Raw genomic sequence first — 13,088 nt, 5'->3', positions numbered from 1 at the left:
ATGGACTTCATCTCCTCAACCTCCTTGGGGTGGTTATGGCCCCTCCTTTGTTAACCCTAAAACTGGACAAATTATTGGTGCAGATATTATGTTAGAATGGGTTTATATTACAAATAGGATTAAATATGATATGTTGTATAATGATTCAGACCATTTTGATGAATCTGATAATGATTTATGTTTTGTAGCTAATGAGTTACAGCATCAAAACATGTTTGGTAAAAATTATATTGAATTTAAATCTTTAGGGGATGAAATGGAAAAAGATCTTGTTGAACAATCATTATATCGTTTAGTATTACATGAAGTAGGTCATACTCTTGGATTAAGCCATAATTTTAAAGGAAGTACTTTATTGTCTAACAAGCAGTTGAACAATAAAAAAATTGTAAATGAAAAAGGTATATGCTCCTCTGTCATGGAATATCCAGCAATTAATATTACTAAGGATCCAAATAATCAGGGTCTATTTTATGATACTAAGCCTGGTCCTTATGATTGTTGGGCAATTGAATATGGTTATTCTGAGTTTTCTAAAGATTCAGAACATGCTGGTCTTCATTCAATATTGTCTAGGTCTACCCAAAGTGAATTGGCTTATGCTAATGATGCAGATGATATGAGGCGTCCTGGTAAAGGTATTGATCCAAATGCTATGATTAATGACTTAAGTAGTGACCCAGTATTACACTCTATTGAAAAAATGCAAATGATCAATGAAATGATAAAGGATATTCAACAGAAATATTCACAAGAAGGTAAGTCTTATGAAAGATTAAAAAGAACTTATTTTTCTTTAGTTAGTCAATATTTCACATGTTTAGATATCATTTCTAGACAAATAGGCGGTGTAAATGTGGATCGTTCCTATATTGAACAAAATTCAGATAAAAAGCCATTCACACCAGTCCCTCTTGAACAGCAAGTTAACGCTATGAATGCAATATCGAATTTTGGATTTAGTGATCAAGACTTTTTTAATANGAGTGATTTGTTCCCTTATTTACAATCGCAAAGACGCGGGTTTAATTTTAGATCATATGGTGAAGATCCAAAAATACTCTCGATAATTTTAAATCGTCAAAAATTATTATTAAGTCAATTATTAAACAAAAATGTACTAACCCGTATTAATAATAGTTCATTATATGGTAATCAATATAGTTTAACAAAATATATGATTGATTTAAGAAAATCTATTTTTAAAAATGATCTCTATTCTAATGTTTCTCCCATGAGGAGAAATTTGCAAATCTCATATTTGGAATACTTACTTAGTATTTTGTCGGAGAGTTCTAATTACGATAATTTATCTAAATCATCGGCATATTACAATGTTGAGTGGCTAAATAAGAATTTGGATAATTCCATAGGTAATTTATCAACACGTCAACATCGAGATTATTTATTATATATGATCGAGGAGTTTAAAAATAATTAAGTAATTTAAATTGAAAAATTATATTTTTTTTGTTCTTTAAGATTATTGGCTATTTCTCTTCGAATCTCTTTTATATTGTAGTTTAATGGGCTAGTTAGTTGATTTGTAATTGATAATAAAAATTTTCTCTTTAGTCCGGATGATGTAGTTGTAATTATTTCATGTGCAGATTTGTTAGAATTATTTAACGCATCGTATATATAATTAATTGTCATTTGTATTTGGGTACTACATTGCTTATATCCATTTATACTAATTAACTTTTCAGTTTTTAAAACTACAGATTCAGCTATATAAGACGCAATAATTATATCAGAAATCCTCATTAATAATTCTTGTTCTTTTACTAGTTTAGCCTTAAACGTAGAAAGAGCCAATCCTAACATTAAAAGAGATAGTTCTTTTAATTTCTGAACAGCTTTCTTTTCTTCTTTTAATGTTGATTGAGGAAACTTCTTATTAATTCCTAATAAAATAAGGGGAAGTCTTTTTTGTAATTTTTTTATTTCTTTAAAAATATTTAATTCTTTTTTTATAGCTTTTTTAATTATCATTTCAACAATTAGCATGCGATTTATTTCATTTGTGCCTTCATAAATTCTTGAAATTCTAGCATCTCTATATGCTGGTTCAACAAGTGTATCAGCTGAATAGCCCATTCCTCCATGAATTTGAATTGCTTCATCAGAGACATACATAATAACTTCAGAACCATAAACTTTCATGATAGCACATTCAACAGCATAACTTAATAGTGCTTTTAATTTAGCATCCGTTTTTGTGCAGCCATCTTGTGTGAGTTGATTGATTTTTAATTCTATATCATTTCCAGCTCTATAAAGTGCAGCATTTGAGGCATATATTTTAGTTGCCATGTGAGCCAATTTTTCTTTAATAGCTCCATAATTTATTATTGAATTATTAAATTGTTTTCTTTGATTTGCATAGTCAATACAAATATTTAGTACCTTTTCAGCTGCTGATGTAGTTGCTGCACAAAGTTTTATTCTTCCTACATTTAATGAATTCATAGCAATCTTGAAACCACCGTTTCTTTCTCCTAGAATTTGATTGACAGGCACTTTTGTTTTATCGTAGAAAACTTGTCTAGTTGAGGAGGAATTTAATCCCAATTTCTTTTCTTCTTCTCCTAGAGTTAATCCATTTGCCTGAGATTTTTTAATTACAAAGCCTGTGATGTTTTTATCGTCTTCTATTCTTGCAAAAACAATAAATACTTCTGAGAAGCCAGCATTACTAATCCAAATTTTTTGACCTGTTAACTCATAGTTTTTTTTATCTTCGGATAAAACAGCAACTGTTTTACCTGAATTTGCATCAGATCCAGCATTAGGTTCAGTTAAATTATAACATGCTATCCATTCTCCAGAAGCAATTTTAGGTAGATATTCTTTTTTTAACTCTTCGCTTCCATAATAAAGTATTGGATATGTACCGATTCCTGTATGAGCACCATATGCAGTTGCTACAGAACCAGAATAAGAACTCATCTCTCCACAGATTAGCATAGATAAATTAAATCCCATTCCAAATCCACCATATTCTTCAGGAATATTTAAGCCTAACAAACCAAGTTGACCAGCTTTTTTCATTATTTCTTCAACTAATTCATAATTGTGATTTTCTAGTGCATGAATATTGGGATATATTTCTTTTTGAACAAAATCCTTTGTTGCTTCAAGCATTTGTTTAGCTGTATCATCAAATTCTTCAATTGTAAAAATATCTTGAAAATTTGTTTCTTCGATTAAAAAGGATCCTCCAATTTTTTCTTTCATAAATGATTTATTTTAATAATTCTAAAATTCCAGCAGCACCTTGACCAGTTCCAACACACATTGTTACCATACCATATTTTTGTTTACGTCTTCTCATTTCATTTAATAGTTGAACAGTTAATTTTGCTCCTGTACAACCTAAAGGATGACCTAGTGCAATAGCTCCTCCATTAACATTGATAATACTTTGGTTTAATTTGGCTTCTCTAATTACTGCTAGAGATTGACATGCAAATGCTTCATTTAATTCAATTAATTCGATATTATTTAGTTGCATATTAGCTTGTTTTAAGGCTAGGGGGATTGCGTCCACAGGACCAATGCCCATATGTCTAGGTTCAACACCGCATACTGCATAACTTTTTAGTTTTGCAATGGGCTCGATATTTAATTGGGTAACCATTTTTTCAGACATTAACATAACAAATGCAGCACCATCAGAAGTTTGTGAAGAATTTCCTGCTGTAACTGTACCATCTTGTGCAAACACTGGTTTAAGTTTAGCTAATTTTTCTTTTGTTGTATCTTTTCTAGGACCTTCGTCTGTATCAAAAGAATATGTTCTAGTTATTTTCTTTTCAGAACTATCTAAATAAGTTTCAGTTACATCATATGGAATAATATCATCTTTAAATATTCCATTTTCGATTGCTTTAATTGCTTTCATATGCGAATTATATGCGAATTCATCTTGGTCTTCTCTGCTAATTTTATATTTCTCAACTATAGCTTCTGCTGTAGTTCCCATGCCCCAATACCAGTCGGGATTTGCATTTGCTACTTCTAGATTGGGAACTACTTTCCACCCGCCCATCGGTATTTTAGACATGCTTTCAACACCTCCTGAAACTATACATTCAGCCATTCCAGATTGAATTTTAGCAGCACCTAAAGCAATTGTTTCTAAGCCTGAAGAACAATATCTATTAACCGTCATGCCTGGTACTTTTACAGTATTAAGTCCTATTAATGAAATCATGCGACCAATATTCAATCCTTGTTCTGCTTCAGGTGTGGCATTACCTACAATAATATCATTAATACTTTCTTTATTGAGATTTGGTATTTTTTTTGTTATTTCTTTTATTAATGTAGCTCCAAGATCATCAGGCCTAACAAATCTTAATTTCCCTTTTTTTGCTTTAGCAACAGCTGTTCTGTATGCTTGTACTATATATACTTCCTCCATATATTTAATTTCTTAATGGTTTACCTTTTTCTAACATATGTTTAATTCGATCAAGAGTTTTTGCTTCTCCACAGAGAGATAAGAATGCTTCTCTTTCAATGTCTAATAGATATTGTTCAGACACAGTGGAAGATGAAGATAAATCACCACCACATAAAACATATGCTAATTTCTTACACATTAACTTTTCATGGTCTGTAATATAGTTACCCTCTTTAAATGTGTCTGCACCTACTAAAAACATTCCAAGAGCTTCACTGCCTAGTACTTTTATCTCTTTTCTTTGAATGGGTTTTGTATAACCAAGATTATCTAGGTACAAAACTTTATTTTTTGCGTCTTGAATTAATTTAGTTGAGTTAATAGTTATATTATCTTTTCCTTTTTGAAGATATCCTAATTCAAATGCTTCATAAGCTGATGTTGCAACTTTTGCCTGACCTATATTAATAAAGTATTCTTTTAATCGGGGTAATTCAATATCACCATTATAATATAAATCAGATGCACGTAAGGCCATTTCTTTTGTACCCCCACCACCTGGAATAAGTCCAACCCCTAATTCTACTAGTCCTATATATGTTTCTGCAGCTGCTTGAATTGCATCCGCATGTAAACTAAATTCACATCCTCCTCCTAGTGTTAGTCCATGAGAAGCAACAACGACTGGGACACTAGAGTATCTAATTTTCATTGATGTATTTTGGAATGTGCGTACAGCTTCTTCTAGTAATTTCCATTCTTGTTCTACAATCAAAGTGAAAATCATACTTATATCAGCACCGGCAGAAAAGTGTTCTCCTTGATTACCAATCACAATACCTTTAAACTTTTCTTCTCCTAATTCAATGCCTTTATTTATGCCTTCAATTACCTCTTTACCTATACTATTTAATTTAGTATGAAACTCTATGTTTAAAATTTCATCCCCAAGATCAATTAGAGACACTCCTTGGTTTTGCCAAAGAAGCGAATTTGATTTTAGGTTTTTAAGAATAATGACTTTATTTAGTCTAGGAATCTGGTCATATTTCTGTTGACTTTTTGAGTAAAAGGTTGATGAATTATTTTCTATACTGTAAAATGATTCAATAGTTATGTTTTGAATCCATTTTGGTATATCTAAATTTTCTGCTTTCATTAGATTAATACCTTTATCTATGCCGATAGCATCCCATATTTCAAATGGTCCTAATTGCCATCCAAAACCAGCACACATTGCTGAATCGATCTCATATATTTCGTCGCATATTTCGGATACTCTGTGAGATACATATGAGAACATAAATGCAAACATTTTTTTATAAAAAATAGCAGCTTTATCATTTCCTTCAATTAATACTGGAAAACGTTTAAGTAAAGAATTAATTTTTTTTGCTTTACTGATTGTTTCAAATTTTGACTTTGTTTTTTCTTTATACTCAAGTGTATTTAAATTGAGTGCTAAAATTTTTCTTTTACCATTTTCATCTCTTTCTTTTTTATAAAAACCTTGTTTTGTTTTATCACCTAGCCAGTTCTTATCTAACATTGAATTAATGAAAGTGGGTAGATTAAAAATACTTCTTTGTTCATCATTAGGGCAATTATCATATACCCCCTTAGCAACTCTGAAAAGAGTATCTAATCCTACTAGATCGGAAGTTCTAAAAGTAGCTGACTTTGGACGTCCGATAATCGGTCCTGTCAGCAAATCAATTTCTTCAACACTCATATCAAGTGTTTCACTTATTTGAAATAATGAGGCTATGCCGGCAACTCCAATTCTATTTGCAATAAATGCGGGAGTATCATGGCATAAAACCGTTGTTTTTCCTAGAAATTTTTCTCCATATTTCATTAGAAATGAAATTATGTCTTTGTTTGTTTTTGGAGTCGGTATAATTTCCAAAAGCTTTAAATATCTAGGGGGATTAAAAAAATGTGTTCCACAAAAGTGTTTGGAAAAATCCTCGCTTCTCCCTTCAAGCATACTATTAATAGGTATGCCTGATGTGTTAGAGCTAATAATTGTGCCAGGTGTTCTATAAGTGTCAATTTTTTGAAATAGTTGTTTTTTTATTTCTAAATCTTCAATAATAACTTCAATAATCCAATCTGAAGAAGCTATTTTTTTAATATCATCATCTAAATTACCCGTTTCTATTCTTTTAGAAAATTCTTTTAGATAAATGGGTGATGGTTTTGATTTTAATGTATTCTTAAGATATTCATCAACGATTTTATTTTTATTATTGCTATCATCTTTGTTTGCAATGTCTAACAATAAGACTTCTACCCCAATATTTGCAAAATGACATGCAATTCTAGAACCCATAATTCCAGAACCAATTACACTAACTTTATTTATTTTTCTATTCATGATATTTAAGATTTATAAATTTCCTCATAAAGGTTTTTGTATTTTTCTAAAATATTTTTTCTTCTTAGTTTCATAGTTGCAGTTAGCTCGCCTCCGTCTACAGACCAACTAGTCGCTATTAGTTTGAAAATTTTAATTTTCTCATAATCATTAAAAAAACTATTATAAAACTTAACTTCATGTTCAAACTTATCTATAACTCTATTGTTCTTTATTATGTCTTTTGTGTTTGTAAATGATATATTATGTTTTTTACACCAAAATTTCAAACCTTCTTGAGATGGTACAATTAATGCAGCAGGATGTTTTTCATTTTCACCAACAACAATAATTTGTTCGATTAATCGGGATTCTTTAAATTTATTTTCCATAACTTGTGGGGCAATATACTTTCCTCCTGATGTTTTAAATATTTCCTTTTTTCGGTCTGTTATTTTTAAATACCTTCCTTTTACCAAACGACCAATATCTCCTGTGTAAAACCACCCATCATCGTCAATAACTTTACTAGTTTCTTCTGGTTTATTAAAATAGCCCATCATTACATTTGGGCCTTTAATAGTTATTTCTCCTTCCCCGTCTTTCATTCCATCTTCATGAACTAGTTTTAATTCAACACCAGGGATAACAGTTCCTACAGTTCCGTAATGTGCGTCATGAGTATGCGCTAAGTTAACAGAGATTACAGGGGATGTTTCGGATAAACCATAACCTTCTAAGACAGGCATTTGAGCTGCTGTAAATATTTTTGCAATTCTTTCTTGTAGTGCAGAAGCGCCAGAAACAATATATCTTATTTTTCCACCTACGGCTTCTCTCCATTTATTAAATATGATTTTGTTGGCTATTGATAGTTGGAATTCATACCAAATTCCATTAGCGTTATTATATTCATGCTTTAGTCCTAAATTAACTGCCCAAAAAAATAAAACTTTTTTTAATCCTTTTAATTCAGCACCTTTTGATAAAATCTTATCATAAACTTTTTCTAATAGTCTGGGTACTGTTGGCATTATAGTAGGTTGAATTTTTTTTAAATCGTCACCTAGGGTGTCTAAGCTTTGTGCATAGTAAATAGAAACTCCTTTAAACATATAAAAATATTCAATCATTCTTTCAAAAACATGGCAGAGCGGTAAAAAACTAATTGCTCTGTCTTTAAAACCTATTGGAAGTCGTTCTCTTAGAGTTGTAATTTGGCTTATTACATTTGAATGACTTAGCATTACTCCTTTTGGTTTTCCAGTAGTTCCAGATGTATATATAAGAGTAAATAAATCACTTTTTTTTATTGAATTTTGTATACTTAATAATGTGTCAATTTGAGGTTCTTTAATTCCCATTTGAATTATATCTCGCCAATTTTTAATATTTTCTATTTGATCAAAAGAGTAAATTTCTTGAAGACATTCTATTTCTTCATTTAATCCATTTACTCTGTTATAAATTTCTTTTGATCCTACAAAAATGATTTTTGCACCGCAATCTTCAATAATATATTTATATTCTGATCGAGTTATATTAGGATATATAGGGGTATTAATTGCTCCAATTTTATTGATCCCCATATCTACTAGGCTCCATTCAGGTCTATTTGATGAAATGATACATATTTTATCATTTTTTTTAATACCTAAATTAATAAAACCATATGCAATATTATTTGTAATTTCTACATATTCTGATGAACTATATGTTTTCATTTCGCCATCTTCTTGAATTGCTAGCATGTCCTTTTTAGGAAACAAGTTGTGATATCTTTCTGCTAATTGAAATATTTTAATTTCTTCCATAATTAATAGGGGATTTTTTTACTTATTCAATCTAGTGAAAATATTGGAAATATCCATATTTATTACTGAAGGATTAAATTGTTAAAAAATATTTGATTATTTGTTCGCAAGAAAATACTTTAAATATCTATTTTAGAAGAAATATTTTAAATTAATAAATGTCTACAGAAACACTTACTACCGAAAAAGATGCAATATCTATGGGTCTTTTGACCGAAGAATTTGATAAAATTTGTAAAATCTTAAAAAGAACACCTAATCATACTGAGTTAAGTATATTTTCTGTAATGTGGTCTGAACATTGTTCTTATAAGAATTCTATTTTATGGTTAAAAAAATTACCTAAAACAGGAAAACAAATGTTAGTTGAAGCTGGTGAGGAAAATGCTGGACTAGTCGATATTGGAGACGGTTTAGCCTGTGCTTTTAAAATAGAATCCCATAATCATCCATCAGCACTAGAACCCTATCAAGGAGCTGCAACAGGTGTTGGAGGAATTAATAGAGATATTTTTACTATGGGTGCTCGTCCTATAGCGCAATTAAATTCTCTTCGATTTGGTGATATACACTTAAATCGAACTCAGTGGTTATTGAAAGGAGTGGTTAAAGGAATTGGTGATTATGGTAATTCTTTTGGAATTCCAATAGTTGGTGGCGAAACATTTTTTGATAAAAGTTATAATACAAATCCTTTAGTAAATGCGTTTTCTGCAGGTATAATGAAAAAAGGTGATATGATTTCTGCAATAGCAAAAGGTCCTGGTAATCCAGTTTTTATTGTAGGTTCTTCAACAGGTAAAGACGGAATTAATGGCGCAGCATTTGCTTCTAAAGATTTAACTGAGGATTCAGCCGATGACATCCCATCAGTACAGGTTGGCGACCCTTTTCAAGAAAAACTATTACTTGAAGCAACTATGGAATTATCAAAAACTAATGTTCTTATTGGTATGCAAGACATGGGGGCGGCTGGCATTATCTGCTCCACATCTGAAATGAGTAGTGCAGGTAAATGCGGTATGATTATTGATTTAGATAAAGTTCCTGTAAGGCAGAAAATGGATCCATTTGAAATTCTTTTATCTGAGTCCCAAGAACGCATGTTGTTAGTTGTTAAAAAAGGAAAGGAGTCTATTGCTAAGTCTATTTTTAAGAAATGGGATCTCAATTGTGAACAAATTGGTGTTGTTACAGATACAAAAAGGTTAGAGTTTTACTCAGATAATAAATGTATTGCTAATCTACCAGCTGATGCATTAGTCCTAGGTGGTGGAGCACCTATTTATGAGAGGGATTATTTTGAGCCAAAATATTTTTCAGAATACAAAAATTTTGATATGTCCGCTGTTTTACCTCCAGAAAATATTATTGAGGTAGCTAAAGAGATAATTAAAATGCCAAATATCGCTTCTAAAAAATGGATATTTGAACAATATGATTCCATGGTAGGTACAGTTAATATGAGCACAAATGCTCCTTCTGATGCCTCAGTTGTTAATTTAAAAGGCACAAATAAAGCTTTGGTATTAACTGTGGACTGTAATGCAAGATATGTGAAGGCTGATCCTAAAGTTGGATGTGCTATTGCGGTTAGTGAAGCAGCTAGAAATATTGTTTGCTCTGGAGGAAAACCTCTTGCTATTACAAATTGTTTGAATTTTGGAAATCCTTATGATCCTGAAGTTTATTGGCAATTTGTTAATTCAATTCTTGGTATGAAGTGGGCATGTGAATCATTAAAAACTCCAGTGACTGGAGGTAATGTTAGCTTTTATAATCAAACTGTATTAAAAGATGATGCAGAGCCTTGTTTCCCCACACCAACCATTGGTATGGTCGGTCTGATTCAAGATAAAAAAAATGTTATGACACTTGATTTTAAAAATCCAGGTGATATAATTTATTTAATTGGTGAATGTTATGATGATATTGCTTCTTCTGAGTATCTTGCAAATTATCATAATATTAGCGCAAGTCCTGCACCACATTTTGATATGGATCAAGAATTAATATTACAAAAAACAATTTTATCATTAATTGAGAATAAACACATCAAGTCTGCTCATGATATTTCAGATGGTGGTCTCTATGTTTGTCTTATTGAAAGTGGTATAGTTAGAAATTTAGGTTTTGACATTTTTACTAATCATGATTTCAGACAAGATGCATATTTATTCGGTGAATCTCAAAGCAGGGTGGTTGTTACAGTTAGTCCTAATAAAAAAGATAAGTTTGAGAAATATTTAAAAGATAAAATATCATTTACTTCTTTGGGAGAGGTCACTGAAAGTAAAATCATTATTGATGATCTTGATTTTGGCAGTATTAATTCAGTGAAGGATGATTATTTAAACGCCATAGAAAGTATTTTAAAATCATAAATTTATAGTTTGTCTATCCTAGATACAAAAATTGAATTTCTCAAAGGTGTAGGCCCAAAAAGATCAGTGTTATTAAATCAAGAATTGTCTATTTTTTCTTTTTCAGATTTATTAACTTTTTTTCCTTTTAGATATATTGACCGTACTCATTTTCTTAAAATTAATCAAATAAATAACTTCGATATTGATGTTCAAGTAATTGGTATTGTTAAAAATATAAATACAATAGGTGTAGGAAGAAAAAAGCGACTCATTGTTAAGTTTGCTGACGATACTGGTCAAGTTGATTTAGTATTCTTTAAGGGTGTCAGTTGGCTACTTAAATCATTTTTAGTTAATAAAAAGTATCTTATTTTTGGAAGGCCTTCAAAATATGGTAATATAATTTCTTTTGTGCATCCAGAAATAGATATAATTGATTCTAGAAAAGCAACGAGTTTTCACTCAATTTATCCTGTTTACCATTCTACCGAAAAATTAACATCTGTTGGATTAAATAGTAAGGGTATTTCCGAGCTAGTTAAGACATTATTACAAAAGTGTAAAAACCACATCCACGAAAACCTTTCTGATACTATTATAAAAAAATATCACTTTTTAAACAGATCATTTTCCTTTGAAGAAATTCATTTTGCTTCATCTTATCAGAAATTAAAACATGCAATAAAAAGATTTAAGTATGAGGAGTTGTTTTTTCTCCAGATTTCATTGTTAAAACAAAAAAATATTCGTCAAAAAAAACATAAATCATTTATTTTTAACAAGGTCGGCAGTAGGTTTAATGAATTCTATTTTAATTATCTTCAATTTGAGTTAACATCTGCACAGAAGAGAGTTGTGACAGAAATAAGAAATGATTTTTTAACTGGCTTTCAAATGAATAGATTGTTACAAGGAGATGTAGGTTCAGGAAAAACAATTGTTGCTATTCTAGCTATATTACTAGCAAATGATAATGGTTTTCAATCCTGTTTGATGGCACCTACAGAAATACTAGCTAATCAACATTTTAATAGTTTAAAAGAGTTTTCTGATCAATTAAATCTCAATGTAGTTTTGTTGACAGGTAGGACACCTACTAATGAAAAAAAAATTATTCTTAAAGACCTGTTAAATGAATCTATAGATATTATTGTTGGAACGCATGCATTAATCCAAGATAATGTTGTTTTTTCCCGTTTGGGTTTAGTGATTATTGATGAGCAGCATAAATTTGGTGTCGCTCAACGTGCTAAATTATGGAAGAATAAAGAAATTTTACCACATGTTTTAGTAATGACAGCTACTCCGATTCCCCGTACTTTAGCTATGACTGCATATGGTGACTTAGATCTTTCGGTTATTGATGAATTACCACCAAATCGAAAAAAAGTTCTTACTACTCATCATTATTTTAAAGATGTTAAAAAGGTTTATAGTTTTATTTATCAACAATTAAAACAAAAAAGACAAGTTTATGTAGTCTATCCACTTATAGAAGAGAGCAAAGTATTAGATTATAAAAATTTGATGGATGGATTTGAAAATATGAAAGTTATTTTCGAAAAAAAAGGATTCAATGTATCTATGTTACATGGAAAGTTAAGTAGTGAGCAAAAGGAAATGGAGATGCAAAATTTTTTACAAAAAAAGTCTCATTTAATGGTTTCTACTACAGTTATTGAGGTTGGTGTAAATGTTTCTAATGCATCTACTATGGTGATTCAAAATGCGGAAAAATTTGGTCTATCACAGTTACATCAGCTTAGAGGGCGAGTAGGAAGATCTAGTTATCAGTCATATTGTATTTTATTGACATCTAATAAATTAACTAATGATTCACGTAAAAGGATAAAGGCTATGGTTGACACAAATGATGGTTTTCAAATTGCAGAAACTGATCTAGGACTCAGAGGTCCAGGTGATATTTTAGGTACCAGACAAAGCGGTTTAATAAATTTAAAATTATCTAGTTTAGTTAAAGATTATGATTTAGTCGAACTAGCTAGAAAAGATGCGAAATTATTATTAATCTCAGATGCTAATCTTGAACATATTGATAATAGAAAAATTTTTAAATATTTTGTTAATCACTATCAGAAATTATTAAAATGGAGTACAGTTTCTTAGTATTTTCAATT

7 protein-coding genes are annotated in these 13,088 nt (G+C 30.3%); 3 read left to right on the top strand and 4 right to left on the bottom strand.

Features of this window, described 5'->3' with window-relative positions; translation table 11 throughout:
• The coding region (locus CBD51_004845; protein ID RPG58681.1) for a hypothetical protein at positions 1 to 1,441 on the top strand (1,441 nt) is incomplete at its 5' end.
• A gap of 5 nt (positions 1,442 to 1,446) precedes the next feature.
• On the opposite strand, the gene CBD51_004840 is transcribed toward CBD51_004845, so the two are convergent.
• The 4 genes from CBD51_004840 to CBD51_004825 are packed head-to-tail and all read right to left on the bottom strand — an operon-like array spanning position 1,447 to position 8,584.
• Positions 1,447 to 3,240 (bottom strand): acyl-CoA dehydrogenase, encoded by a 1,794-nt coding sequence (locus CBD51_004840; GenBank protein ID RPG58680.1) that lies wholly within the window; start codon positions 3,238 to 3,240, stop codon positions 1,447 to 1,449.
• Positions 3,241 to 3,247: 7 nt separating this feature from the next.
• Positions 3,248 to 4,429 carry an acetyl-CoA C-acyltransferase gene (locus CBD51_004835; GenBank protein RPG58679.1) on the bottom strand — a complete coding sequence of 394 codons (1,182 nt, stop codon included), beginning with the start codon at positions 4,427 to 4,429 and terminating at the stop codon, positions 3,248 to 3,250.
• 4 nt (positions 4,430 to 4,433) lie between these two features.
• Positions 4,434 to 6,791, bottom strand: coding sequence for a 3-hydroxyacyl-CoA dehydrogenase/enoyl-CoA hydratase family protein (locus CBD51_004830; GenBank protein ID RPG58678.1), 2,358 nt, complete (start codon positions 6,789 to 6,791; stop codon positions 4,434 to 4,436).
• A gap of 5 nt (positions 6,792 to 6,796) precedes the next feature.
• Complete coding sequence (locus CBD51_004825; protein RPG58677.1) at positions 6,797 to 8,584, bottom strand: long-chain fatty acid--CoA ligase; 1,788 nt, start codon at positions 8,582 to 8,584, stop codon at positions 6,797 to 6,799.
• A gap of 158 nt (positions 8,585 to 8,742) precedes the next feature.
• Between CBD51_004825 and purL the strand changes: the two genes are divergently transcribed.
• Both purL and recG read left to right on the top strand, forming a co-directional pair.
• A complete protein-coding gene (gene purL, locus CBD51_004820; GenBank protein RPG58676.1) occupies positions 8,743 to 10,968 on the top strand; it encodes a phosphoribosylformylglycinamidine synthase subunit PurL in 2,226 nt (741 codons plus the stop codon).
• A complete protein-coding gene (gene recG, locus CBD51_004815; GenBank protein RPG58675.1) occupies positions 10,969 to 13,077 on the top strand; it encodes an ATP-dependent DNA helicase RecG in 2,109 nt (702 codons plus the stop codon). It abuts the gene before it with no gap.
• Positions 13,078 to 13,088: the final 11 nt, after the last annotated feature.

It is taken from the genome of Flavobacteriales bacterium TMED191 (assembly GCA_002171975.2).
In the GTDB taxonomy this organism is placed as follows: Bacteria; Bacteroidota; Bacteroidia; order Flavobacteriales; family TMED113.
Note: the sequence above shows the minus strand (reverse complement) of the source record. Positions and strands in the feature narration are given on the sequence as shown.

Coding starts and splice junctions, on each gene's coding strand:
- CBD51_004840 (RPG58680.1), bottom strand. CDS start 3,240: ATGAAAGAAAAAATTGGAGGATCCTTTTTAATCGAAGAAACAAATTTT.
- CBD51_004835 (RPG58679.1), bottom strand. CDS start 4,429: ATGGAGGAAGTATATATAGTACAAGCATACAGAACAGCTGTTGCTAAA.
- CBD51_004830 (RPG58678.1), bottom strand. CDS start 6,791: ATGAATAGAAAAATAAATAAAGTTAGTGTAATTGGTTCTGGAATTATG.
- CBD51_004825 (RPG58677.1), bottom strand. CDS start 8,584: ATGGAAGAAATTAAAATATTTCAATTAGCAGAAAGATATCACAACTTG.
- purL (RPG58676.1), top strand. CDS start 8,743: ATGTCTACAGAAACACTTACTACCGAAAAAGATGCAATATCTATGGGT.